Annotated in this window: 29 protein-coding genes; 9 read left to right on the top strand and 20 right to left on the bottom strand. The window is 67.9% G+C overall.

Annotation, left to right across the window (positions count from 1 at the left end; translation table 11 throughout):
* Positions 1-6: 6 nt before the first annotated feature.
* Positions 7-660 (bottom strand): TetR/AcrR family transcriptional regulator, encoded by a 654-nt coding sequence (locus AC5WS7_RS34200; protein WP_495958763.1) that lies wholly within the window; start codon positions 658-660, stop codon positions 7-9.
* Positions 661-970: 310 nt separating this feature from the next.
* Between AC5WS7_RS34200 and AC5WS7_RS34195 the strand changes: the two genes are divergently transcribed.
* Positions 971-1,612, top strand: coding sequence for a hypothetical protein (locus AC5WS7_RS34195; RefSeq protein ID WP_495958762.1), 642 nt, complete (start codon positions 971-973; stop codon positions 1,610-1,612).
* Here the strand turns inward: AC5WS7_RS34195 and AC5WS7_RS34190 are convergent, their stop codons facing one another.
* From AC5WS7_RS34190 to AC5WS7_RS34140, 11 genes are all read right to left on the bottom strand, one after another.
* Entirely contained in the window at positions 1,613-2,218 is a 606-nt protein-coding gene (locus tag AC5WS7_RS34190) for a TetR/AcrR family transcriptional regulator (protein WP_495958761.1), read from the bottom strand.
* A gap of 89 nt (positions 2,219-2,307) precedes the next feature.
* A complete protein-coding gene (locus tag AC5WS7_RS34185) occupies positions 2,308-2,742 on the bottom strand; it encodes a nitroreductase family deazaflavin-dependent oxidoreductase (protein ID WP_495958760.1) in 435 nt (144 codons plus the stop codon).
* Positions 2,743-2,779: 37 nt separating this feature from the next.
* Positions 2,780-4,027, bottom strand: a complete 1,248-nt coding sequence (locus AC5WS7_RS34180) for a cytochrome P450 (RefSeq protein WP_495958759.1) — start codon at positions 4,025-4,027, stop codon at positions 2,780-2,782.
* 4 nt (positions 4,028-4,031) lie between these two features.
* Positions 4,032-4,811, bottom strand: a complete 780-nt coding sequence (locus AC5WS7_RS34175) for an SDR family NAD(P)-dependent oxidoreductase (RefSeq protein ID WP_495958758.1) — start codon at positions 4,809-4,811, stop codon at positions 4,032-4,034.
* The gene (locus tag AC5WS7_RS34170) at positions 4,808-5,035 is read right to left on the bottom strand and encodes a ferredoxin (protein ID WP_495958757.1); all 228 of its coding nucleotides are present in this window, start codon (positions 5,033-5,035) and stop codon (positions 4,808-4,810) included. The genes AC5WS7_RS34175 and AC5WS7_RS34170 overlap by 4 nt, the downstream gene beginning before the upstream one ends.
* Before the next feature lies 1 nt (position 5,036).
* Complete coding sequence (locus tag AC5WS7_RS34165) at positions 5,037-6,242, bottom strand: amidohydrolase family protein (RefSeq protein ID WP_495958756.1); 1,206 nt, start codon at positions 6,240-6,242, stop codon at positions 5,037-5,039.
* A 26-nt stretch (positions 6,243-6,268) separates the two neighbouring features.
* On the bottom strand, positions 6,269-7,738 hold the full coding sequence (locus AC5WS7_RS34160) for an aldehyde dehydrogenase family protein (protein WP_495958755.1): 1,470 nt from the start codon (positions 7,736-7,738) through the stop codon (positions 6,269-6,271).
* 31 nt (positions 7,739-7,769) lie between these two features.
* Positions 7,770-8,966 (bottom strand): thiolase family protein, encoded by a 1,197-nt coding sequence (locus tag AC5WS7_RS34155; protein WP_495958754.1) that lies wholly within the window; start codon positions 8,964-8,966, stop codon positions 7,770-7,772.
* The gene (locus AC5WS7_RS34150) at positions 8,963-9,391 is read right to left on the bottom strand and encodes a Zn-ribbon domain-containing OB-fold protein (RefSeq protein WP_495958753.1); all 429 of its coding nucleotides are present in this window, start codon (positions 9,389-9,391) and stop codon (positions 8,963-8,965) included. The genes AC5WS7_RS34155 and AC5WS7_RS34150 overlap by 4 nt, the downstream gene beginning before the upstream one ends.
* Positions 9,388-10,599 carry a CaiB/BaiF CoA transferase family protein gene (locus tag AC5WS7_RS34145; RefSeq protein ID WP_495958752.1) on the bottom strand — a complete coding sequence of 404 codons (1,212 nt, stop codon included), beginning with the start codon at positions 10,597-10,599 and terminating at the stop codon, positions 9,388-9,390. The genes AC5WS7_RS34150 and AC5WS7_RS34145 overlap by 4 nt, the downstream gene beginning before the upstream one ends.
* Before the next feature lie 218 nt (positions 10,600-10,817).
* On the bottom strand, positions 10,818-11,087 hold the full coding sequence (locus AC5WS7_RS34140) for a hypothetical protein (RefSeq protein ID WP_495958751.1): 270 nt from the start codon (positions 11,085-11,087) through the stop codon (positions 10,818-10,820).
* Between the two features lie 185 nt (positions 11,088-11,272).
* On the opposite strand from AC5WS7_RS34140, the gene AC5WS7_RS34135 reads away from it, so the two are divergent.
* Entirely contained in the window at positions 11,273-11,887 is a 615-nt protein-coding gene (locus AC5WS7_RS34135; protein WP_495958750.1) for a TetR/AcrR family transcriptional regulator, read from the top strand.
* A gap of 21 nt (positions 11,888-11,908) precedes the next feature.
* Here the strand turns inward: AC5WS7_RS34135 and AC5WS7_RS34130 are convergent, their stop codons facing one another.
* Positions 11,909-12,742 (bottom strand): enoyl-CoA hydratase/isomerase family protein, encoded by an 834-nt coding sequence (locus AC5WS7_RS34130; RefSeq protein ID WP_495958749.1) that lies wholly within the window; start codon positions 12,740-12,742, stop codon positions 11,909-11,911.
* Between the two features lie 320 nt (positions 12,743-13,062).
* Complete coding sequence (locus AC5WS7_RS34125) at positions 13,063-13,290, bottom strand: deoxyribodipyrimidine photolyase (protein WP_495958748.1); 228 nt, start codon at positions 13,288-13,290, stop codon at positions 13,063-13,065.
* A gap of 288 nt (positions 13,291-13,578) precedes the next feature.
* Here AC5WS7_RS34125 and AC5WS7_RS34120 point away from each other — a divergent pair, with 288 nt between their 5' ends.
* The gene (locus tag AC5WS7_RS34120; protein ID WP_495958747.1) at positions 13,579-13,761 is read left to right on the top strand and encodes a hypothetical protein; all 183 of its coding nucleotides are present in this window, start codon (positions 13,579-13,581) and stop codon (positions 13,759-13,761) included.
* Entirely contained in the window at positions 13,758-14,201 is a 444-nt protein-coding gene (locus AC5WS7_RS34115) for an ATP-binding protein (RefSeq protein ID WP_495958746.1), read from the top strand. The genes AC5WS7_RS34120 and AC5WS7_RS34115 overlap by 4 nt, the downstream gene beginning before the upstream one ends.
* A gap of 3 nt (positions 14,202-14,204) precedes the next feature.
* On the opposite strand, the gene AC5WS7_RS34110 is transcribed toward AC5WS7_RS34115, so the two are convergent.
* The 3 genes from AC5WS7_RS34110 to AC5WS7_RS34100 form a co-directional block, all read right to left on the bottom strand.
* On the bottom strand, positions 14,205-14,903 hold the full coding sequence (locus tag AC5WS7_RS34110; protein ID WP_495958745.1) for a PAS and ANTAR domain-containing protein: 699 nt from the start codon (positions 14,901-14,903) through the stop codon (positions 14,205-14,207).
* A 74-nt stretch (positions 14,904-14,977) separates the two neighbouring features.
* A complete protein-coding gene (locus tag AC5WS7_RS34105) occupies positions 14,978-15,772 on the bottom strand; it encodes an RNA polymerase sigma factor SigF (protein ID WP_495958744.1) in 795 nt (264 codons plus the stop codon).
* On the bottom strand, positions 15,769-16,197 hold the full coding sequence (locus tag AC5WS7_RS34100; RefSeq protein WP_495958743.1) for an ATP-binding protein: 429 nt from the start codon (positions 16,195-16,197) through the stop codon (positions 15,769-15,771). The genes AC5WS7_RS34105 and AC5WS7_RS34100 overlap by 4 nt, the downstream gene beginning before the upstream one ends.
* Before the next feature lie 196 nt (positions 16,198-16,393).
* Here AC5WS7_RS34100 and AC5WS7_RS34095 point away from each other — a divergent pair, with 196 nt between their 5' ends.
* Positions 16,394-16,753, top strand: coding sequence for an STAS domain-containing protein (locus tag AC5WS7_RS34095; protein WP_495958742.1), 360 nt, complete (start codon positions 16,394-16,396; stop codon positions 16,751-16,753).
* A gap of 10 nt (positions 16,754-16,763) precedes the next feature.
* Here AC5WS7_RS34095 and AC5WS7_RS34090 read toward each other — a convergent pair whose 3' ends face one another.
* The 3 genes from AC5WS7_RS34090 to AC5WS7_RS34080 are packed head-to-tail and all read right to left on the bottom strand — an operon-like array spanning position 16,764 to position 20,004.
* Positions 16,764-17,204: a response regulator gene (locus tag AC5WS7_RS34090; protein WP_495958741.1), complete on the bottom strand. Its 441-nt coding sequence runs from the start codon at positions 17,202-17,204 to the stop codon at positions 16,764-16,766.
* Positions 17,201-18,799: a sensor histidine kinase gene (locus AC5WS7_RS34085; protein ID WP_495958740.1), complete on the bottom strand. Its 1,599-nt coding sequence runs from the start codon at positions 18,797-18,799 to the stop codon at positions 17,201-17,203. Before AC5WS7_RS34085 ends, AC5WS7_RS34090 begins: the two co-directional genes overlap by 4 nt.
* Positions 18,796-20,004 (bottom strand): PP2C family protein-serine/threonine phosphatase, encoded by a 1,209-nt coding sequence (locus tag AC5WS7_RS34080; RefSeq protein ID WP_495958739.1) that lies wholly within the window; start codon positions 20,002-20,004, stop codon positions 18,796-18,798. The genes AC5WS7_RS34085 and AC5WS7_RS34080 overlap by 4 nt, the downstream gene beginning before the upstream one ends.
* 282 nt (positions 20,005-20,286) lie before the next feature.
* Between AC5WS7_RS34080 and AC5WS7_RS34075 the strand changes: the two genes are divergently transcribed.
* The 4 genes from AC5WS7_RS34075 (at position 20,287) to AC5WS7_RS34060 (ending at position 24,255) form a co-directional block, all read left to right on the top strand.
* Complete coding sequence (locus AC5WS7_RS34075) at positions 20,287-20,685, top strand: STAS domain-containing protein (RefSeq protein WP_495958738.1); 399 nt, start codon at positions 20,287-20,289, stop codon at positions 20,683-20,685.
* A 108-nt stretch (positions 20,686-20,793) separates the two neighbouring features.
* Positions 20,794-21,612 (top strand): alpha/beta fold hydrolase, encoded by an 819-nt coding sequence (locus AC5WS7_RS34070; RefSeq protein WP_495958737.1) that lies wholly within the window; start codon positions 20,794-20,796, stop codon positions 21,610-21,612.
* Complete coding sequence (locus tag AC5WS7_RS34065) at positions 21,609-22,844, top strand: PP2C family protein-serine/threonine phosphatase (RefSeq protein ID WP_495958736.1); 1,236 nt, start codon at positions 21,609-21,611, stop codon at positions 22,842-22,844. Before AC5WS7_RS34070 ends, AC5WS7_RS34065 begins: the two co-directional genes overlap by 4 nt.
* 205 nt (positions 22,845-23,049) lie before the next feature.
* Positions 23,050-24,255 (top strand): alcohol dehydrogenase catalytic domain-containing protein, encoded by a 1,206-nt coding sequence (locus AC5WS7_RS34060; RefSeq protein WP_495958735.1) that lies wholly within the window; start codon positions 23,050-23,052, stop codon positions 24,253-24,255.
* Positions 24,256-24,262 lie beyond the last annotated feature (7 nt).

Below are 24,262 nucleotides of genomic sequence, written 5' to 3'. Positions count from 1 at the left end.
CGGGATTCACTTCTTGGCGAAACCGCGCGCGCAGAAGTCCCAGACCTCCGCGCCGGTGACCGGGTACTGGGTCTCGTTCTCCGGATCCTCGGCCGACTGCGCGCTGAACATGACGGTCTGCATGACCATCGCGGCCATGCGCCGGGGGATGACGTCCTTGCGCAGTTGGCCCGCCGCCGCGGCCTCGTCCAGCAACTCGGTGAACAGCGTGAGCACTGGAGCGTGCGCGAGTTTCACCTGGGCCGGGTGGGTGATCAGCAGTTGCGGCGCGAAGTCGGTGAACAGCGGCCGGCGCGCGGTCGGGTCGGGGCGGCACAATTCGAACAGCAGCTCGATCACGATACGCAGGCGTTCCACAGGATCCGAGGCATTGGTGGCCGCGACGCGCAGTTGGTCGGCGGTGCGGACCAGGGAGTCCTCGAACAGGGCCAGCAGCAGTTCATGTTTGCTGTCGAACTGCAAATAGAAGCTGCGCAGGGACTGCCGGGACCGGTCCACGACCTCCTGGACGGTGAAGTCGGTGGTGCCCTTCTCGGTGATCAGCGCCTGCGCGGCGTCGAGGAAGCGCTGCACCCGCTGCTCGGCTCGCATCTTGGCGGTGCGCAGCGACCGCTCGACCGCCCGTTGCTTCCAGCCCGGTTCTTCGGCGGGGCTTGTCACGGATGAACCTGTAGGTTGTCGCGTGTGCAGAACATTGTTGCACTGTACCGGAGAATGTGATGTCGTCCGACCGCTCTTTGCAGTGACCCTGGTCTCCTGCTGGTTTCCTTGTATTCGCTCCCAATGAGAATGCGGCTTCCGGGCGGCTCCGGCGAAAGGATCTTGATGGAGAGCCTTGTCACACTGGGGGCGGTGGTTCTATCGTGGTGACCGACCTACTGGAGAGTTAGTAGGTTTGGCAGCGGATGGGATTCCTATGGTCGTTCGATCCCTCGATACCCTCGATCGTGGTGTGTGTGCGATTCGCACGGTGGCCGATGCGCGGGCTCATGCGTGCAGGCATCGGTTGCGGTACCGGGTGGCGATCATCGCCCCGAGTGTGCTGGATGCGGTGCATTCGGTGGGGGGCTGGGTGTTCGATCGGGTGATGGCGGGCTGGGAGGTCACCGTCGTGGTGCCGGATCTGGGCGATCCGGCGCCGTTGCGGATCCTGGGTGCGATCGTGGTGAATCTGGAGGACGCGTTGGGTTCCCCGCCGGACGCGGTGCAGATCTGGCCGCATGAACTCGTGGTCGCGGCAACGGTTTTCGAGTCCGATGCGCGGGTGCGTGCGGGGGTGACCGCGAATCTGGAAACGCATGCGGAGGAGATCTTGTTCTGGGGCCGGTGCGAGGGGCGGGTGCGTGGGGTGGAGCATCGGTTGTCCGCGGCCGCGCGGGCGTTCAAGGCCAGTGCGTTGACGTTGGCCGGGGAACCCGCCGCGCCGGTGCCGGGTACCGAAACATTCCATCGCCGTGGGCCATTCGGGGGCTTCGTGGCCGATCTGGTGCATCTGGGCTCGTGGCCGCGGGACGACTCGATCGGTTCGCTCGGCCCGGAGTTCGCCCCTGACGGCGCCGCTGACGCGGTGGTCATCGACATCACGCGGGGCCGCCGCGGATACGACCGGTAGTCACTTCCCGGCACGCCGGCCGCCGAAGGCGGCCAGGCAGAAGGACCACAGGCGTTCGCCGATCTCACCGGTGTCCACCGGTGCGGGTGCGAACGCGTAGTGGTGGTACACCGACATGACGAGTTTGGTGGCAAGCCACGCGTCGGCGGCCGGATCGGCGCTGTGCAGCAGATTCTCCTGCGTGGCATCGCGCAGTTCCTGCTCGACGAGGTCCGCGAAAGACTGGTTGGCCCCGGCCATCTCGGTGGGGAACAGCTGGTAGAGCCGCCAGTGTTCGGCGGTGATGAAGCGCGGTGCGGCGCCCTGGCTGCCGTCCAGCGAACGCACCGCGGAGGAGATGTAGAAACGCAAGCGGGACAACGGATCCGGCAGTTCCCGAGCCGCCTCGGCGAGCCGGCCCGATGCCTCGATCAGGAAGTCCTCGAAGACGGCCAGCAGCAGTTGATCCTTGCTCGCGAAATGCCGGTAGAAGGTTTGCAGGGCGATGCCCGCCTCCTTGGACAACTGCTGGGTGGTGAAACCGGATCCTTCGGTCTCGAGCAGGCGGCGGGCCGCGGCGACGATCGTCTGCGCCTGCTCGATACTGCGGATGCGCGAGCGTTGCACCGACCGTGATCGCGCCGCGGCGCGATCGGCCCATGCCGGTGTTTCGTGCGTGACCGAAGAATCCGATGGAACCACTGCGGACCTGCCTTTCAAACGGGGCTGAGCGTGACGACCGGTATCACCCGCCGGGTGCGTTCCTGATAGACGTCGTAGTTCGGCCAGTATGCCGTGACGAGCCCCCACAGCCGACGGCGTTCGTCGCCGGTGGCGGTCCGCGCGCGGACGGACAGGTGCTCGGCCTTGACCTGAATCTCGGCATCGGGATGCGCCTGCAGGTTGAGATACCAGGATGGGTGACGCGGTGCGCCACCCATGGAGGCGACCACGAGGTAGTCCGCGCCGTCCCGGCCGTAGATGAGCGCCGAGGTGCGGCGGGCGCCGCTCTTGCGTCCGGTCGTGGTCAGCAGCAGGATCGGAACGCCGTTCCAGGTATAGCCGACAGTACCGTCGGTCTCCTGGTACCGGGCCACATGTTCGTCCCCCCGCAAGGTGATGTCGGGCGGTTGGTAAGCGGAATCGGGCATCGTACCTCCAGATCGTATGGTCGGCTCGAGCGCGTGGTCAGCCGAATAGCACGGGAATTTCGGTCGCGCCGCGCTCGTACAGGCCGATCACGCGCGGCGGCGGGGCGTCGGGGTCCAGACGCAGGTTCGGCAGCCGGTCCAGCAGCGCGCCGATCCCGGTCGCCATCTCCGCCTTGGCCACGTGCATCCCCAGGCAGGCGTGCGCACCGCTGCCGAAGGCGAAGGAGGGCCGCGGTTTTCGGGTGATGTCGTAGACGTCCGGGTCCGGCCAGCGCGCGGGATCGCGATTGGCTGCGGCCACGCCCAAGTGCAGCACCGCGCCCTCGGGCAGGTGAACTCCGTGAAAGTCGATGTCGCGCATGACATATCGGGAGAACATCGGGTCGGTCGGCTGCCAGCGCAGCGCCTCGTCGATGGCCGGGCGCAGCAGCCTCCGATCGGCTCTGACCGCCTCGAGCAGCTCGGGGCGCTGCAGCAGCGCGGTCAGGGTGATGCCCAGTTGTTTCCAGGTGGTGCCGGATCCGGCGGTCAGTAAAAGCACTGCGAACGAGTGGATTTCGGCATCGGTGAGCCGCTCGGCCGCGCCGTCCTCGCCGGGAAGTTCGGCCTGGACCAGGACGCTGAGCAGATCGTCGCGCGGGGATTCGCGGCGCGCGGCCACGAGCGGGCGGATCAGATCCACGACCCGGTCCGGCTGTTGCAGCGCCGCGCGGATCTCCAAGGCCTGATCGACCGGAACGCCGAAGCTGCCGGTGATGGTCAGTACCGGGATGGCCGCGCAGAAGTCCACGTTGAGTTCCGCGCGGCCCTCGTAGATGAAGCCATCGATGAGTTCGTGGACGGTGCGTTCGATCCAGTTGTCGATCCACCAGCCGGCGTTCGACGGCGTGAACGACGGCTGTACCAGCGCCCGATACCTGCGGTGCTGGGCGCCGCTCATCGCGAGCATGCTGTTCGTCGCGCCGACCGGGCCCTGATTGGGATCCACCGGATGGGGCGCGGACACGAACACCTCCGGGTTGCGGTACGCCGAATCGCAAGCGGCGAAACCGAATGCGGAGAAATGTTCCCGATCCGGTTCGGGCAGTCCGTGGAATACCGCGTGGCCCGGATAACCGGTCAGCTCGTGCAGCGTGCCCGGTTGGACCGGCGCCTGTGCGCGGAGCCGATGCCAGACCGGATAGGGGTCGTCCTCGTAGTCGCCGCCGGTCTGCACGAGGTGGGAACCACGCAGATCGAACAGCTCGCGGACCCGGTTTCGGTCCAATCGTGTTGCGGCAGACATGTTCTCACCTCGCCACGTATCCGCCGTCGACCGGCAGGAGGATGCCGGTGATGTTCGCGGCGCGTTCGGATGCCAGGAATACCGCGGCCTCGGCGCAGTCCTCGGCGGTGATCGGGCGGCCCAGCGGATGGTTGGCCGCGGTGCTCTCGGCCGCGCGGGTGACCGACTCGGGATCCTCGCCCAGGCCCCCGGCCGCCATGAACCTGGTGAACGGCATACCCGCTGGACAGATCGCATTGGCGCGGATGCCGAACGGCGCGCCCTCGATCGCCACGGCCTTGGTCAACTGATGTACCGCGCCCTTGGTCGCGGCGTACACCGCACCGCCCCAGGCCACCATTCCCGCGACCGATCCGGTATTGAGCACGACTCCGCCGTCCCCCTGCCGCTTGAACTGTGCGACAGCGTGTTTGGAGCCGAAGAACACCCCGCCGACATTGATCGCGAACAGCCGCTGGAAATCCCGCGCCGAGTGGTCCTCCAGCTTCGCGCCCAGCCGCGGTGTCGGCACGCCCACGTTGTTGTACATCACGTCCAGGTGGCCGAAGTGCTCGACCGCCGCGCCGATCAACGCCTCGACCTCGTCCTCGCGGGCGACGTCACAGGCGATGGGAACGGCTGTGCCACCGGACTTCCGGATCGTGTGCGCGGTCTCCTCTGCCGATTCGAGCCGGATGTCCGCGCACAGCACGCGGGCGCCCTCGGCGGCGAACCGTACCGCCGAGGCGGCGCCCACGCCGGACCCGGCGCCGGTGACGACCGCGCCCTTACCTTCGAGCATCATTCGAATCCACTCTCGTCACTCGGCGTGCCGCCGATCGTCAATTGCAGTGCGCCGGTGGGGCATGCGTCCACCGCCTGCCGGACCCGGTCCAACTCGTCGCCCGGCGGTTCGCGCAGCACGGCCTGGCCGCCCTCGTTCCGGTCGAAGCTGCGCGGTGCGTAGTCCAGGCAGACCCCACATCCGATGCAGGCGGTCCGGTCGACCCGGACCGTCCAGTTCGCCACCTCAGACTCCGGCGAGAACCGGAGGTTCGGCCGGGGTGAAGCGGTACAGCCGTTCGGCGTTGCCGCGCAGGATCTTGTACTGCGTCTGCTCGGGCAGGTGCTCGATGACCCGCCGCACGCTCTGGATGCAGTCCGGCCAGGTGGAGTCAGAGTGCGGATAGTCGGTCTCGCACATGATGTTGTCCTCGCCGATGACATCGATGCTGGCGATGCCGTGGACGTCCTCGATGAAGCAGCCGAAGATGTGCTCCCGGAACGTGCTGCGGATGTCGAGGGTGTCCAGGTCGACGTGGTGACTGGCCGCGTGCTCACCGAATCGCACGCCCTTCTTCACCCAGTGCCGCTGCTTGTCCAGCACCTGTTCGGCGCGCTCGAGGAAGTACGGCATCCAGCCGATCTCGCCCTCGGACAGGGCGATCTTGAGTTTCGGGTAGCGCTGGAACATACCGCTGAACAGCCAGGACAGCATGGCTCCCGAGGTGCGGGTCGCGCCCCAGGCGAGATTGGCCAGGAACGGCGCGTCCGGGGAGATCTGCGGCACGGTCGACGAGGACCCGACATGCATCGACACGACCATCTCCAGATCGTTGGCGGCGGCCATCACCGGATCCCAGTAGCCATTCGGGTCGTGGATCGTCGGAAGTCCCAGTGGGGCAGGGTTTTCCGAGAAGGCGAAGGTGGTCGCGCCCTTGGCGGCGCAGCGTTCGAGTTCGGCGGCGGCGAGTTTCGGATCCCACAGCGGGATCAGCACGAGCGGAATGTAGCGGCCGGGCGCGGCGCCGCACCATTCCTCGATCATCCAGTCGTTGTACGCCTTCAGGCAGACCAGGCCGAATTCGCGATCGCTGCCCTCGGAGAAGAGTTGGCCGCAGAACCGGGTGACCGTCGGGAAGCACAGGGAGGCAAGGATTCCCGCGCGGTCCATATCCTCGACGCGTGCCTTCGGGTCATAGCAGCCCGCGCGCATCTCGCTGTAGGGCAACGGTTTCGGGCTGAACTCCTCCTTCGACTTCCCGGCCACCGCGCTCAGGCCCGAGCTGGGGAAACGCTTGCCGTCGAAGGTCCAGAAGTCGATGCCGTCGTCACCGACCTCCAGATGTGGTGCGCGCTCGCGGTCCGCGCGCGGAACCCGGTCCACCCACAGGTTGCCGGGCTCGAGAATGTGGTCGTCGACCGAGATCAACCAGTCGAGGCACAGATCGGACATGGGTCCTCCTTCGGATCCAGTGGTGGTCACCGGAATTCGCCGATGGCCAGATGTTTGACTTCCTGGAAGGCCCGGATGCCGTCCGGGCCCCGCTCGCGGCCCAGGCCGCTGTGCTTGTAACCGCCACTCGGTGCGTACGCGCTGAACACGGCGGTGTTGACGTTGACCGCGCCGGTGCGCAGGCGCCGGGCAACGGCCGTCGCGGCGGCGGGGTCGGCCCCGTACACCTGGCCGGACAATCCGTAGCGGCTGTCGTTGGCGATCGCTACCGCGTCATCGATGTCCCGGTAGCCGATCACCGACAGCACCGGGCCGAAGATCTCCTCCTGCGCGGCGGGATTGGCGTTGTCGGGCACGTCGAGCACGGTTGGCTGCACGTAGTAACCACGGTCGAATTCCGCGGGGCGCCCGCCGCCCTGAGCGAGCGTCGCGCCCGCCTCGACCGCACGAGCGATCACGCGCTCACAGCGTTCTCGCTGGACCGCGCTGATCACCGGGCCGAGGGTGGTCGCCGGATCGGTCGGCGGGCCGACTCGCAGACCGGCGTACACCTTCGAAACAGTCTCTACCACTTCATCTTTGACCTCGCGCGGTACCAGCATCCGGGTGGCCGCGACGCACGCCTGGCCCGCCGTCCCGCCCACCACCGCGGCCGCCCCGGCCCCGGCTCGGGCCACCGCGTCGGGCAGGTAGATCTGGGCTGATTTACCGCCGAGCTCCAACGCCACCCGCTTGATCGTCGGTGCGGCCTGCGTGGCGATCGCCGCACCGACGGCGGTCGAGCCGGTGAACGAGACCATGTCCACCGCGGGGTGACCGGTGAGCAATTCCGCTCCCGCGGAGCCGGATTCGACTACGACGCTCAGAACGCCGGGCGGTAGTCCGGCCGCCTCGGCGGCGGCGCCGAAGACCAGCGAGGAGATCGGGGTGAGCGGACTCGGCCGCAGGATCACCGAATTGCCGGTGAGCAGCGCGGGGACGATCTTCTGCAAGGCCATGATGAACGCCGCGTTGTAGGGCGTGATCGCGGTGACCACGCCCACCGGTTCGTACCGGCGGATGCTCAGTGCCACCCGGCCGCGGGTCAGCTCGTCTACCGGAACCGGGTTGGCCCGTTCCTCGGGCATCGTCAGGTACAGCTCGATGATGTTGCGCGCCAGCGAAATTCCGGCGAGGAACTGGGACCGTTCGGCGAATGCGAGCGGCTGGCCGGCCTCGGCGATCATGGTGGCCACGAGCGCGTCGCGGTCCTGTTCGAGCCGGTCGAGGAAGGCGTGCAGGGCGCGGGCGCGATCGGCCGGTGTGGCCCGGACCCAGACGCCGCTGTCGAATGACCGCCGGGCCTCGATCACGGCGCGTTCGAACTCGGCGACAGGCGTGGCCGGTAATTCGGTGACCACGGACTCATCGGCCGGATTCTCCACGGCGAAGGGAGACCCACCCGTCACCCATCGACCGGCCACATAGGACCGCCGCTCGGCGAGGATCATCGCCATGTCACATCTCCTTCGTCGTCGCCGCACAAGGTCAAAACGGCTCGCTGGTGTAGAGCACGGCACCGCCGTAGTGGGGCGAGGACTGGCAGGCCAGGCCCACCGTCGCGCGGGCGCGCTGGCGGGGACCGGCGCGCCCGGACAGTTGCAGATAGCACTCGAGCATCTGCGGAATACCGTGCATGCGTCCCGTGCCGAGAGCGCCGCCGCCGGACAGCACCGGCAGGCCCGTACCGGTGTCGATGCCGCCGTCCTGGACGAACCGGTGCGCCTCGCCGACCGGGCACAGGCCGAGCGATTCCAGCCAGAAGTAGACGAACGGAGAGAATCCGTCGTACAGCTGCGGCAGATCCACGTCACCGGGGCCGAGTCCGGTTGCCTCCCAGAGGCTTCGCGCGGTGGCAGCCCCTCCGGCCATGATGTCGTCCAACGGCCAATGCGTCGGCAGCCGATGCGGTGTCGGCCCGCTTCCGGCATATCCCGCGATGTACACCGGGGGATGCGGCAGATCGCGGGCGCGTTCGGCCGAGGTCAGCACGAACGCGGCCACGCCGTCGACCGGGATATCGCAGTCCAGGCGGCGTACCGGCGCGCTGATCATCGGCGCGGCGAGGTAGTCCTCGACGGTGATGGGCCGCTGGTACCAGTACGACCAGGGCAGCTCGGCCCCGTTCCGGCGCGCCTCCACGACGACGTTCGCCATGGCCGCGGGATCGGCTCGGTAGCGCTGGAGATATTCGCTGTAGGGCAACCCGATCATCGACAGCGGGCCGCTGTAGCCCTGCGGCGCGGTCCACTGCTGCGGACCGGCGATCGCGGTCACCGGGTTGTCGTGGTAGCCGCCGCTCGGATTGTGCAGGGCACGGTGCAGCACAACGTAATCCGCGGCGCCGGCGGCGATCGCGTTGACCGCCGTGGCAACCGAGCCGGACATCTGGCCGATGCCCTGGAATCCCGCGACGTAGCGTGGGTCCGAGCCGATGTGCTGGGCCAGCCATCCGGCGGTCACGGTACTCACCCCGTCCTGGACCGTGTGCGCTCCGGCGGTGGGAAACAGTGCGGCAGCGACGAATCCGTCGATGTCCGGCACTCGCAGACCGGCATCGGCGATCGCCGCCCGCGCGGTATCGATGGTGACCGCGCCCAGCGGCCGGTCGAAATGCCGCCGCACCGCGCTGTGCGCGAACCCGGCCACGGCCACCGTGCCGCCCGCGCGGAACCGGCCGGTCATCGGGGTGCCGTTCGGGCGGTCAGGACGAATGCGGGTACCGCGACGTCCGCGGCGATGTCCTCGAAGGCCACGTGCACCGAATCGCCCTGTCGCACAACGGTGTTCGGTCCGTCGAGTAGCCGCCCGATCATCCGCAGACCGGGTTGTTCGGCGAGTTCGACGTCGACGAGCAGGTACGGCACCTCCTCGGCGAAGCCCGTCAGCGTCGCCCGATGCACCGTGGTCCAGGACCGGACCGTGCCGTCTCCGCTCACCCGCACGAAGCGGAAGTCCGGCGTCGTCGAGCCGCAGTGGCGACAGACGGCCTCGGGCGGAAGGGAATACGCGTCGCATCGCGCGCAGCGCGGGACGGCCAGTTCGTGCCGGGCGGTCGCGGCCCAGTACGCGGCGGAGGATTCGTCCGGGACCGGCGTCGGGCGCGTCACGGGATCACCCTGGCGTCCTTGAGTTCGGTGATTCGGTCCCAGGAATAGCCGAGGTCGAGCAGGCACTGTTCGGTGTGCTCGCCGTGCTCGGGTGCGCGGCGCAGCCGCGGCGGCTGTTCGTCGAATTGCACCGGTCCGGTGGGCAGGGAGTAGGACTGCCCGTCCTCGAGCTCCACCCGGCCCAGGTACTGATTTGCCCGGACCTGCGGGTCGTCGAGCAACTCCTCCACGGCCTGCACCGGGGCCCACGGCGCGTCCAGGCCCGCGAGCAGATCCTTCCACTCCTGGAAGGTCCGTCCGGCGAATTCGGCCTCGAGTTCGGCCACGCAGTCCGCGCGATTGGCGCCGCGAGCGGCCAGATCGACGAAGCGCGGATTGTCGATGAGATCCTCGCGGCCGATCAGCCGGCAGAAGTCGGCCCAGTAGCGATCGGATTCCAGGAAGACCAACTGGATGTGCCGGCCGTCCTTGGTGCGATAGCTGCCGACCAGCGGGTTCACCGCCCCGCCCCGGCCGGAGACCGCCCGTGGCCGGGCGCCGGACAACGCGGCGAGCACATCGGAGGACAGCATCCACATCGCACCGGCCAGCAGCGAGACGTCCACGATGCCGCCGCGGCCGGTGCGTTCGCGGCGCAGCAGTGCCGCGGAGATGCCGAATCCCAGTGCCACAGCGCCGTTTCGGTCGCCCATCGCGCCGCGCTGACTGATCGGGTGATCCCGCTCGGGCGGGGTCAGCACATGGGCCACACCGCCTTGCGCCCAGAACGCCGAGGAGTCGTAACCCGGTTTGTCCGCACCCGGACCGCGCACCCCGAACCCGTGGCCGCGGGCGTACACCAGCCGGGGATACCTGGCGGTGAGCCGTTCGGCGTCGAGTCCGAGCCGCGCCAGCGCGCCCGGCCGGAAGTTGGTGAGGAATACGTCGGCGGTGGCCAGCAATTCGTGCAGCAGTTCGCGCCCGCGCTCGGTGCCCAGATCGATCGACATCGATCGTTTGCCCCGATTCGCCAGCGCCACGGAAAGATTCACGCCGTCGCTGTCCGATCCGATGCGCTGGGTGGCCAGTTGCCGATACGGATCCCCGGTGGGCCGCTCGATGCGCACGACGTCCGCGCCCCAGTCGGCCAGCAGCGCCCCCGCCACCGGCACGAACACCCACTGTGCGAGTTCGACGACCCGAATCCCTGTGAACGCGTCGGAGTCCACGAACCACCTCCACCGAGCAACTATCAGAATCATGTTCTAACTGAGAGTAGAACAAGACTCTCGATTTGCGGAAGCGAAACTCTAAAGACGCAGGTAGAAAAGAGCCCACGGGCTCGACGTGTCCCGTGGGCTCGGTGTCGCCGGGATGCGGTCCGCTTCGATCGCTGTCGTGCGTGCGGATCGTTCCGGCTCGGGCGAGTTCTCGCCGCTCGCCGGAGCTATCGGCGTCTGTGTGCGTGGGTCATGCGGGTGCCGGCCGCCGGGCCCTGCCAGCCGCACGGCTGTCCGCAGGTGGCGACGGTTTCCGAGTCGGTGCTGCCATCCGCGTAGGTGTGCGCGATATGTGCTGCCCCGGCGAAGTATCCGCAGCGCGGGCACTTGCCGAAGTAGTCGAGGATCTCGGTGACCGTCGAGCGGATCGGCGTTCCGGGCGGGTGCTGGCCCTGGTTGCCGCACTGTGGCGACGAAGGGGTTACGGCGGTGGTCATGAAGGCTCCCGGGTGGGTGCTGGTGCAGTTTGTCGGTATGGCGGCGATGCTTCGCTCCTTTATGTGAGAATAGCGTTCTCTTCAATGTATGTCTGCATTCTCGAGTGCGATAGTGCGTACACCTTGTGGCGCTTGCGCGGTAGACCTACTGTTGAGTCGGTAAGTTCGCCGAGCTAAGGAGTCCCGTGCCCGGTCACGCGCCTTCCCGGCCTTATCAGACGTTGCTGGCCAAGGGAGAGCAGCGGCGTTCGCGAATCCTGGTGGTCGCACAGCGCCTGCTCACCCGCTACGGCTGGCGCAACACCACGCTCGCGCAGATCGCCGAGAAGGCCGGGGTCACCCGAGCGGGGCTGCTGCACCACTTCGAATCGAAGGATCAACTGCTGCGGGCGGTGCTCGATGCCCGCGACGCGGACGACGAGCGGCACGCCGACCTGGGTGGTGACGTGATCGCGGAGATCGAGAACGTGGTCGAGCGTTTTCGCCGCGCGCCGCATCTGATCGGCATGTACACCGTGCTGCTGGCGGAGAACCTCGATCCCGACGCCCCGCTGCGCGGTCGTCTGCTCGACCGGCATCGGGCGAGTGTCGAGGTGATCGCCGAAGGTATTCGGCGAGGTCAGCGCAGCGGCCGGTTCCGTGCGGATGTGGATCCGGCGGTGAAGGCCGTCGAGGTGGTCGCATTTCTCAGCGGGATGGAAACCACCTGGTTGCTGGATCCCTCGATCTCGCTGGATCGGGTGTTCCGGGATTACAGCCGGGCGCTCGCCCGCGAACTCACTCCCGCGGACCCGCGCTGAGCGCAGCCGCCCGGCTGCGGGTCACAGCCGCCCGTCCAATCGCAGCGCGGGGTGCACCCAGTCCGGTGAGCGGCGTTCCTTGAAGGCCCGGAAACCTTCGGCCGCTTCGGGTTTGCGCAGACTCGCCTGCATGCCGATCCGGTCGTAGAGGCCCAGGTAGTTGTCGAGGCTGGATTTGATCGCCGCCCGCGCGTCCGGCGCGGTGCGGCAACACCGCGCGAGGACCTCGCGGGCAGCCTCGGGGAGTTCCGCGTGCGGGACGACGCGGGCGACCATGCCCCAGTCCAGCGCCTCGTGCGCGGTGAGGGTCCGGCCGGTGAACATCAGGTCGCGGGTGCGCACCGGCCCGATCAGCCGGGCCAGCATCTGGCTGTAATACGTATCGGCGATGCCGCGGTAGAGCTCGGGCACCCGGAAGGTCGCGCGGTCGCTGACCACGGCCATGTCGGCACACAGCGCGATCTGCAGCCCGCCGCCCTGGCACAGTCCGTTCACCGCCGCCACCACCGGTTTCGCGGACTGGCGCAAGGTTTCGAACGGCAGCGCGTCCATGCCCAGCGCCGAACCGAAACTCATCCAGTTGTCGCTGCCGCCGCCACCCATATCGCCGCCGGGGGCGAAGACGTCGCCCGTGCCGGTGATCAGCAGCCCGGCCAGATCCGGATCGGAACCGACGTGATTCACCGCGTACTTGATGCCGAAGTACATCGCCGGGGTCAGCGCGTTGCGCGCCTCGGGACGATCCAGCGTGCAGACACCGAACGGACCTTCCCGCGTGAACCGCAGATACCGCGTGCCCAGCCAATCGCCCTGCGGCGGTCGCGGGACCTCTTGTGCGGCAGAAGGTTCCGTCATCGTATCTCCTTCGTGGTGGCACGCCGCAGCGCTGCGAGCGCCTCGTCATCTCCTCCGGCCGCGCACCGCGTGTGCCGAGTCCTGGCCCGTCAGCTGGTCACTTCAACCCGCTCCCGCGTCGGCAATTACACTTCCGAATATAGAGAATAGTATTCTCCAGCGCATCCTGGGTCGCTTCGGAAGCCGAACAGTCCGCCCGGGCGCGGCAGCGACTGCTGCATCGGCCACGGCGACCGGCATGCGCACGCCACGCCGGGCCACGGCACGGGTCGGGGACGGACACGCCCACCGAGTGTGGGCGAGGCCGGTCCGGCGAACGGTCAGGATTTCTTACTGGGGATGACGATGACCACGATCAGGGTCAAAATGCTGAAGAACAGGCCGAGAATTCCCCAGCCCAGCGGGTTGCGTCCCTTGAATCCGGCGATTATGCCGCAGATTATCGCAGCCAGGATGCTGCCGATGGCCACGAATATGCCCTTGATTCCGCGCAGAATGAAACCCGCGGCTTCGGGGTGGGTTTGCACAGCCAGCAGTAGCGTTGTCATCGCCATTCCTCTCATTCGTGCCGCGCGGTCGTTGTCACCGCTGGGCGGCAGAAATGCGGATACCCTCGAATTCCGGCTGCAAACGGCCGAGACCCGAACGGTCGCAGCCGAATTCGAGGCCGCACGCGCGGGGCCTTCCCGGCGCCCGCGGGCGGCCGGGCCGCGCCTGTGACGAGTGTCTCGGGCTCTTCCCGGTAGTGTTTGACCTCTACCGAACGGGATATTGCCATGAGGTCCGTTCGAAGACGCGGCGCGAGAACAGTCGCAGCCGCAACAGGAGGAAGTGACGTGGCGTCGTTGGTGTCGCTGATCGCGGTCGTGTCGGGAAGCCTGGCGGCGACGGTCATTCTTGCCTACGGTGCGGTGGCGTGGAGTTACCGACGCAGGATAATGACGGTGTTCCGGGGCCAGGACCCGGTGACAGAGCCGGTCCGCACACCTCCGCTGCCGACGGCCGACCTCGCCGTATGACAGTAACCAACCTGCCTCGAACGCAGCCGCTGGAATTGCGGTTCGCGGCCGTGCCGGACCAGCTCGGCAGGGTCCGCGGCGCGGTGCGATCGTGGCTCGCGAAGTGTGCGATCGACGAGAGCCGGATCGCCGACCTGCTGCTGGCCGTGGACGAGGCATGCACCAACGCGGTCGAACACGGTCACCGCGGCGACGGCGGCCCGGTCTCGGTGACCGGCCGCGTCGAGGGGGACCGGCTGCACATCGTCGTCGCCGACCACGGCCGATGGAAGCCGCAGGACGCGGAGCCGGATCAAAGGCGCGGGCGGGGGATGGCGATCATCCGCGCCATCGTCCCGGATGTCGAGATACGCACCGGGGACACCGGCACGGTCGTGGAGATGCGAGTGCGCATCCCGGACCAGGGCGGTCGCGAGCGCTCCGACCGTTTCGACGCCTGACTCCTATTCGGCGGCCGCCTGCAGCTCCTCGATGCGCTCGTGCACCGTGAGCAGCACGTGGTCGAATCTCGTTCGCAGACCGGCAGCGTTCGGGTTCATGCCCCGGGCCTCCTGGACCAACCGTGCGGCCAGATCGCGCAGTTTGGTGTTGGTCTGCTGCGAGCGCCATTTCAGCACCGCGAAAGCCTGTTCCGGACTCAGGTCGTAGACCAGGACCAGCACGCCCTTGGCCTGCTCGATCGGCGCCCGCGAGGCGATCACCTCGGGCAGCGCCTCACTCAGGGCCTCGTTGCGTTCCTGCTCCAGCGCATCGGTGAGATCGACGAAGTATCCCGTCGTGCCGATCACCGTGCCCGCGTCATCGGTCTCGTATTCGCCGATGACGATCACCTCGTGCACCGCGCCGCTGGTATCGATGATGCGGTGCCGGCTGCAGAACGGCTCGCCGCAGGTCACGACCTTCTCCAGCAGGGCCTCGAGATCGGCCCGGTCGTCCGGATGCTGGTGTGCCACAAGCAGTTCGGTGGTCGGCTCGACGGCGCCGGGCTCGTAGCCGAACATGCGCGCCAACTCGTCGGACCATTCCCACCGCTGCTGGGCGAGACAGAAGCGGAACTCCCCCGCTTCGGAACACGCCTCGTTGCCCATCACACTGCCGAGCGCTGTCACGAGGTGCGGCCCGAGATGTTCACTATCGATCACCGCAACATTATCCGTCCAGGTCGTCGCACCGGTGGCGGGCACGGTCGAATCCGCCGCCCCCGGCCCCGTGCCGTTCAGTCCGGCAGTGCCTGCTGCCGCAGCGTCTTCAGTGTCTTCGCGAGCAACCGGGACACCTGCATCTGCGAACATCCCAGCCGGTCGGCGATCTGCTGCTGCGACATCGAACCGTAGAACCGCATGATCAGCACCTCGCGTTCCCGATCGGGCAGGGCCGCGAGCAGCGGTTTGACGGCCAGGTAGTCCTCGACGAATTCGTAGCGGGGTTCCTCCGCGCCCAGGGTGTCGCGCAGCGCAGGCGTGCTGGAGTTGCCGTCGTCGTGGTCGGCGCCGTCCAGCGAGGCGGTCTGGTAGGCGTTGCGCGCGATCAGCGCCTGGGTTACCTCCGACAGGTCGACCTCGAGTTCCTCGGCGATCTCGCGGGCGCGGGGCACCCGGCCCAGCTCCTGGCTCAGCTTCTCGATCGCCGGGCCCAGCTTGAGCTGAATCTCCTTGAGCCGCCGCGGAACTCGGATCGTCCAGGCATGATCGCGGAAGTGCCGGCGCACCTCACCCATGACGGTCGGCACCGCGAAGCCCAGGAACGTCGCGCCGTAATCGGGATCGAAGCGGTCCACCGCGGCGACCAGTCCGACGCGGGCGATCTGCAACAGATCCTCGAAATTCTCCCCGCGCCCGGAGAACTTGCGAGCGACGTGCTCGGCCATGGGCAGGCTGCGGGAGATGATCTGCTCGCGTAGCCGGCGTCGCCGCGGGTCGTCCTCGGCGAGTCCGGCCATCTCGGCGAACAGCGGTTCGAGATTCTCGTAACCCTCACCGGTGTCCCTCGCGGGACCGGAGGAGCCGGTCATCGCACCCCGCTCGTCCAACGGAATTCGATGGTGGTGCGGTACCCGCCCGTCGCCGCGTCGATCGGCTCGACCGTGGTGCTCACCGAATCGGTCAGCGTCGACACGATGTGCCAGCTCATGCCGTTCTGATCGGGCCCGAGGTCCGACGCGGCGATCGAGGCGACCCGGATGGTCATCGATGTGTCGTCGTAGCCGATCTCACAGTCCAGCTCCGATCCGGGAACCGCGTCCCGGATCAGCGTGGTGGCGACCTCTTCCAACGCGAGCCGGATATCGGTCACCTCGTCGATGCCGAAGTCCGCCAGCAGCGCGATGGTCTCGGCGACGGCTCGCAGCATCGCCAATTCCTCGAAATCCGCACTCACTCGGATACCGATGGTGCGGGTGCGCGCCGCCGACGCGGATGTCGTCTCGTCCAGACTCACTTCACTACTCCCGAATTCCGTACCGCGGCCGAACCTCTTCTCATTCCCTGCGAGGGTACTGATCGTCCGACCACTCCCGTCGTCGCGGTACGTCCAGGCCCGCCGCGTGCGGTAGGTTCTACCCGGAGAACATGGTTCGGCGACCGGAGGACGGATCCTCCCGGCCGAGCCCGTGCAACGGAGGTGAACGGTGGCGATGAGCGGGGACGAGGCGCACACGCTCGATATCGAGGTGCACACTCGGGCGAACACCAAGGTGGTCGCGGTGCGCGGGGAGATCGACATCGTCTCGGTGCCGCAGCTGCAGGCTGCCCTCGAACAGGCCGGCCAGGACGGCGCCGCGGCGGTCGCGGACCTGTCCGGAGTCGGTTTCATGGGTTCGGCCGGGCTCAGCGCCCTGCTCGTCGTCGCGGACGCGGCCAAACCGGAGCGGTTGCGGGTGGTCGCCTCCACCGCGGTGCGCCGCCCCATCGAGGTGACCGGACTGGACAAGGTGCTGGCGGTGTTCGACACGCTCGACGCCGCCCTGGCCGCAGGGCGGCAGAGCGTGTCCTGAGCCCTCCGGCTCACAGGTTCGGCAAGCGCACGACCTGAACGAAGAATTCGTCGATCTGCTTGATGGCCGCGATGAACTGGTCGATGTCGACCGGCTTGGTGACGTACGCGTTCGCGTGCAGCCGGTAGCTGCGCAGGATGTCCTCCTCCGCCGCGGAGGTGGTGAGCACGACCACCGGGATGTGCGACAGATCCGGGTCGGACTTGATCTTGCCCAGCACCTCGCGGCCGTCGTACTTGGGCAGGTTCAGATCCAGCAGGATCAGATCCGGGCGCGGCGCCTCGGCGTACTCACCCACGCGGTAGAGGAAGTCCAGCGCCTCCTGACCGTCGTGGGCGACGTGCAGGGTATTGCCGATCTTGTTGTCCTCGAACGCTTCCCGGGTCATCAGCTCGTCCGCGGGGTCGTCCTCGACGAGCAGGATGTCGATCGGCTGGCCGGCGCGAGTCATGCGTGGGCTCCTTCGGTTTCGGGGATGTCGAGGGGTGCGGTGTCGGTGCCGCGCAGGGTGAAGACGAACCGGGTGCCGTCGGTGTAGTCGGTGTCGATCCGGATCCGGCCGCCGTGATATTCCACGATCTTCTTGCAGATGGCCAGGCCGATGCCCGTTCCGCTGTATTCGTCGCGGCCGTGCAGCCGCTGGAAGATGACGAAGACCTTGTCGGCGAATTCCGAGGCGATGCCGATTCCGTTGTCCGACACCGTCAGGCGCCAGCCGCCGGACTCATCGTCGGCTTCGCAGGTAACCCGGACCACCGGCGCGGTGTCCGGGCGGCGGAACTTGATCGCGTTGCCGATCAGGTTCTGCCACAGCATCGTGAGCAGAACCGGCTCGCCGGTGACCTCGGGGAGGGTATCGGGGCGTTCGATCCGGGCGCCGGTCTCCTCGATCAGTGTCGAGAGATTGCCGATCGCCTTGTCCAGCGGCTGATCGAGCACGACCGGAGCGCTGTCACCGCCGACGCGGCCGACCCGGGAGAAGGTGAGCAGATCGTTGATCAGGGTCTGCATCCGCTTGGCGCCGTCCACGGCGTAGTACAGATATTGCAGGCCGCGCTCGTCGAGCTGATCGCCGTAGCGCTTCTCCAGCAGCTGACAGAACGAGGCGACCTTGCGCAGCGGCTCCTGCAGATCGTGCGAGGCTACGTAGGCGAACTGCTCGAGTTCGGCGTTGGATCGGCGCAGCTCGACCGTCTGCGCGTTCAGCACCGCGCCGGCCTCTCGCGAGGCGCTCAGTTCCTCGATGATGCGTCTTCGCATCTGTTCCACCGCCGTGGCGACCGCAGCCAGGTCGGCGGGTCCGTGCGCGTCGATGACGTGATCGAAATCGCCGTCGGCAACCCGAGTCGAGGCGGTGGCCAGATACCGCAGCGGACGGGCCACGCCCCGCCGCATCAGCTCCCGCACCAGGAAGGCGGCCACCACGAACGCGGCGATCATGGCGATCAGCGCGTTGTCGCGCACCTTCTGCGCATGCCGCAGCGCGGCCACGTCGCGCGCCCGGGTATCGGCGAGCGACCGATTCTGCGCGCCGAACGCGCTGCGCAGCTGATCGAACACGCTCTTACCGTGATCCGCGCTGGTCTGCCCCAGGGCGCGCACGGCGTCGGGAGTGCTCGCGGTGGCCAGTGGCTCGGCGTAGACACTGTGCCACTGGTCGGCCAGCCGATCGATGGTCTCGAGATCGCCGGACAACTTCGGCTCGCCGGAGATCAGCTGTCGCAGCCGGGCGGCCGAGTCGTTCTGCTGCCGCCGACCGGTGTCGTAGGGCTCGAGAAACTGCGGATCAGTGGTGAGCGCGTAGCCGCGCAGGCCGGTTTCCTGACTGATCAGCGCGTTCTGCAGCCGATACGCCTCGGCGATGGCGGGCGTGGTGCGGTCCAGCAGCCGGTCGCTGATCTGATTGGTCTGGTGGATGACCTGGATGCCGACCAGTGTCCCGCCGATGACCAGCAGAATCATGCAGACCAGGACGAGCTGGAACCAGTTCATCACGGTCAGGCGGCGGATCAGCGCGGATCCGCGCCGCGTGGGTGAGGTACTCATCGGTCCGGGTTCTCCGTCCGCCAGCGCAGGTGCAGGATCGCCAGGTCGTCGTCCAGGCCGCCGGCCGCCTCGGCCAGGCCCTCGACCCGCGCGATGAGGTCGTCGACGAAACGTTCGGGAATCGGGCCGGCCACCTGCCGGGCCAGCTCGAGCAGCCCGTCCTCGCCGAGCCGGCCCTTGGCCGCGTCGACGCAGCCTTCGAAGAGCCCGTCGGTAAACAACATCAGGCTGGTGTCCGGGGACATCGCCAGCTCGTGCACCGGCCACTGCGCGTGTTCGGGGAAGAAGCCCAGGGCGGGGCCGCCGGGCACCTCGAGCCAGTGCAGTTCGCCGTTCGAATGCACCAGCAGGCCGGGATGTCCGGCGCGCTGGATCCGCACCGTCCGGGAACCGGGATCCAGGACCAGCGACGTGGCGGTGGCGAAGGTCTGCCGTTGGGCGCGTTCGGCCAGCAGCACCTCCTCCAGCAGTTGCAGCTGCCGCTCGCCGACGATGCCGCTGAGAACCAATGTGCGCCAAGCCAATCGCAGCGCCACACCGGTGGCCGCGGCGTCGGGGTCGTGGCCGGACACGTCGCCGATGATCGCGTGCACCAGACCCGCGGAGTCCTGGACGACGTCGTAGAAGTCGCCGCCCAGCAGCGCGTGGTCGCGGCCCGGCCGGTAGCGCGCGATCACCTGCACCGCGCTCTGCGGTGACAGCAGCGGGGTGGGCAGCAGTCCGCGTTCCAGGCGGGCGTTCTCCCGGGCGCGCATCTGACTGGCCTGCAGCGCGACGGTCGCGCGCTCGGCCTGCTTACGTTGTACGGCGTATCGCATCGAGCGGCCGAACAGTTCCTGATCGACCCGTCCCTTGACCAGGTAATCCTGGGCGCCCGCGGCGACCGCGGCCAGGCCCGTGCGCTCCTCGTCCAGTCCGGTCATCACCACGACGGCGGCATCGGTGTGCCGATGGATGCGGGCCAGCGCCTGCAGCCCCTGGGCATCGGGAAGATGCAGGTCCAGCAGGACGCAGTCGGGTGTATGCGTCGTCAGGTAGGCGTCGGCCTCGGTCAGCGTCCGCACCCAGTGCATCCGCGGCCCGGCCTCCTCGCCGACCAGTTCCTCCACCAGCAGGGCGTCGCCGGGGTCGTCTTCGACCAGCAGAATCGCCATGTCCTGCAGCCATGCGAATATTCCCGCGGAGTCGTCGGTCCATACCGACACCACGGCCTCCCTCATGGATCCTGCGCGTTACGCGCACGCCGAATACCCATCGGCCGGTTGCTGGACCGCGAGGCAGCGGCAATCGTATCCGATTCCGCCGCGATGCCGCGCAACCCGATGACCGGGCCCTTCTCGGTCGGGCGTCCAGCGACCGGAATTCGCCCGCGCCACCGAAACCGGGGGTTGCCCGAGCGTTTGAAATCGCCTCCGGTCGGTAATCTTGCCGCGGGGGACCGAGCAATGTCGTGTGCTGTGCAGTGCTAGAGAGTGAGGATGCGCGTGATGTCCGTGGATCGATCGGCTTCCGGTGACGGTGATGTTCTGCACATCGAAATCGGCACCGATGACGGTGCGGTGGTGATGTCCGTGCGGGGCGAGGTCGACGCGTTGACCGCCCCGCAGTTGCAGGCCCGGGTCGAAAGCCTCCGGGCCGTCATCGAGCGCGCCGGACAGGACACCGCCGTGGTGATCGACCTGTCGCGGGTCGGATTTCTCGGTTCCGCGGGCTTGAGCGTGCTGCAGGTCGCAGCGCAGCTCGCCGCCCCGCGCCCGCTGCGTGTGACGGCCTCACCGGCCGCGCGCCGAGTGATCGAGGTGACGGGTCTGGACCGGATGTTCGACCTCTACGACGATCTGCCCAGCGCCCTCGCGGACACGGCGCAGGCTCCGGCGCGCGGCTGACCCACGGCATCGCCGCGGCGGCCCGCCGCGTGGCCCAGGTCTGGGTCCTACCGCTGGAAACCCGAGGTCAGGCGGTATAAGCGAGCTATTCGCCCAGGATCTGGGACCATGGCAGGTGTGAGTGATGTGGTGGCGCGGAACCGGGTGGTCGTGTCGGGCCGGGCCGGTGAGCGCACCGTGGTGCTCGCTCACGGGTTCGGTTGTGACCAGGGGCTCTTCCGGCTGCTGGCGCCGTTGCTCGAACCACATTTCACCGTTGTGCGATTCGATCATGTCGGCTCGGGTGGATCGGATCTGTCGGAATGGAATACGCAACGGTATTCGACCATGTCCGGATATGCCGATGATCTCCGGCAGGTGTGCCGGGCCGTGAGTCCGGAACCTGTTGTCCTGGTGGGGCATTCGGTGGCCGCGATGATGGGTGTGCTGGCCGCGGCTGCCGAGCCCGCACTGTTCTCCGGGCTGGTTTTGCTGGCGCCGAATCCCTGCTTCATCGACGATCCGGAGTCGGGATACCGAGGCGGCTTCAGCGCCGGCGATATCGAGGAACTGCTCGAATTGCTGGACTCGAACTATCTGGGCTGGTCGGGCACGATGGCGCCGGTGATCATGGGCAACCCGCAGCGGCCGGAATTGGCGGAAGAGCTGGAAACGAGTTTCTGCCGCACCCGCCCCGATATCGCGAGGGCCTTCGCCCGAGTGACATTTCTGTCGGACAATCGCGAGGACTTGTCCGCGGTGACGGTTCCGACCCTGGTGGCGCAATGCTCCGATGATGCGATAGCGCCGACCGAAGTGGGCGAGTTCGTTCACCAGCGCATCGACGGCAGCCGGTTGACGACCCTGACCGCGAGCGGGCACTGCCCGCAACTGGCCGCCCCCGGCGAAACCGCGGATATAATCATCGATTTCGCGCGCAGTCTATGAACGGGACGGACGTTCCCGATCCCCGGAATCTCGGGTTCGAGTCCGATGATCCGCGCCGCCGCGCGGAATTCATGGCCTTGCTCGAGGACGATATCGACGATCTCTACGAGAACGCGCCGTGCGGCTACCTCTCGACGCTGCTGGACGGGCGGATCGCGAAGGTGAACGCCACGTTGTTGAGGTGGCTCGGCTATGAACGCGAGTACCTGGTGGGCCGGCGGCATTTCAACGACCTGCTCACCGTCGGCGGCCGGCTGTATCACGAGACCCACTTCGCGCCGCTGCTGCGAATGCAGGGCCATGTCAACGGGATAGCCCTGGAATTGAAGGCCGCCGACGGTACCCGGCTGCCGGTACTGGTGACCTCGACGGTCAAGACCGGCGCCGACGGGCAACCACTGCTGGTCCGTACCACCATCTTCGATGCCCGCGAGCGCCGTGCGTACGAATCCGAACTGCTGCGCGCGCGCCGCGAGGCCGAGAGCGAACGCGAACGCCTGCACCGGCTCAATGCCACCCTCCAGCGCACTCTCATGCCCTCGGCCCTGGAACCGGTGCCCGGCTTGGACGTCGCCGCGCACTACCACGCCGCCACGGCCGACGAGGTCGGCGGAGACTTCTACGACTTGTTTCCCATCGCGCCCGGAGCCTGGGGGCTGTTCCTCGGCGATGTCTGCGGCAAGGGTGTCACCGCGGCAACCACCACCTCGCTGGCCAGATATACCCTGCGTGCCGCCGCGGTCTACGACCCGGGCCCGGTCTCGGTCCTGCGCCGCCTCAACGACGTGATGGTGCGTGACCTGGACTACGCACGCTTCTGCACCGTCGTCTACGGCCGGCTCACGGTGGACCGCGAACACCCCGATGGGCCGCGCGCGACCGTCACTCTGGCCTCGGGCGGCCATCCCGCGTCGCTGCTGCTTCGCGGCGACGGCACCGCCGACTACCTCCCGACCCCGGGCGGACAATTGATCGGCGTACTTCCGGATGCCCGGATCACCTCGACCAGTGTCGAATTGAAGCCCGGCGACACCCTGTTGCTCTACACCGACGGGCTACTCGAGGCCCGCACCGGCCACGGGTTGTACGGCGAAACCGCGCTCCTCGAATTCGCTCGCGAGCTGGCTCCAGTCTCGGCCACCGACGCCGTCGCCGCGGTCGTTCAATTGCTCGGCACACTCGGTGCGGGCGTCACCGACGACACCGCCATCCTGGCCCTGCACCTTCCCTGACCATCGTCGGCCGTGCGATGCACCGCTCGACAGCGTCTCGGCGACGACGTCCTGCACCGCGCGTTCCGCTCGGCCCCGGCCGAGCGTTGGTTTGCCGGTGACCTCGAGGGGTAGCACGGCGCAGACCGAAATCGCGCACGCGTAGCGGGCCGGCGGCCGGGATTCGGCGGCCGGGTTGGTGCCGCGTGCATATCGAGGAGGCGACGTGAAAGCAGTGGTCTGGCATGGTGTCGGCGACATTCGATTGGACGAGGTCGCGGATCCGAAGATCCAGGAGCCGACCGATGCGATCGTCCGGGTGACGACGTCGGCGATTTGCGGCACCGATCTGCATCTGGTGCGCGGCACGATGCCCGGGATGCTGCCCGGTACGGTGCTGGGCCACGAGGCGGTCGGCGTGGTCGAGGAAACCGGTTCGGCGGTGCGGGGTTTCGCCCCCGGCGACCGGGTAGTGGTGTGCTCCACGATGTCCTGCGGTCACTGTGCGTATTGCCGCATTGGGTATTTCGCGCAGTGCGATGTGGCCAATCCGAACGGACCGCAGGCCGGTACGAGTTTCTTCGGCGGGCCGGAGGGGACCGGCCCGGTCGACGGATTGCAGGCGGAGTACGCCCGGATTCCGTACGCGGCGAACACCCTGGTCAAGGTGCCCGAAGGGGTCGTGGACGACCAGGCGATCATGGTGTCCGACGTGCTGCCGACAGGCTGGTTCGGTGCACGACTCGCGCAGGTCACCGAGGGTGACACCGTTCTGGTGTTCGGCGCCGGTGTGGTCGGTCAGTGCGCGATCGCCGCGGCGAAACGGCAGGGCGCCGGGCGAGTGCTGGTCGTCGACGGTATCGCCGACCGGCTCGAGCGGGCACGGGCGCAGAATGCCGAGCCGATCGATTTCAACGCGGAGGATCCGGTGGCCACCGCCCGTGATCTCACCGGCGGTATCGGCGCGGACCGGGTGATCGACGCGGTCGGAGTGGACGCCCAGCGCCCGAAAACCGGTCCGGCCGTACCGGATTCGGCCGACGTCGATACTTTCGACCGGGAGCGCCGGGACGTGGCACCGGAAGGCAATCTGGACCAGGGCCAGTGGCTGGTCGGTGACGCGCCGAGCCTGGTCGGCCGCTGGGCCGCCCAATCGGTGGCGAAGGCGGGCACCATCGGCGTCATCGGCGTGTACCCGCCGACGTTCGACAGGTATCCGATCGGCGCGGTGGTCAATCGCAATCTCACTGTGCAGGGCGGCAATTGCAACCACCGCCGGTACGTGCCGGGCCTGCTGACCCGAGTCGACCGCGGCGATCTGGACCCCACCCGGTTCATCACCCAGCACGCCGAGCCGGCCTCCTTCATCGAAGCCTATGAGACCTTCGATCGCCGCGAGGACGGCTGGCTCAAAACCCTGGTGCCGATGTAGACCGGCA

Source organism: Nocardia sp. PLKS1-43, from assembly GCF_059510335.1.
This window is presented reverse-complemented; position numbering and strand designations above follow the sequence as displayed.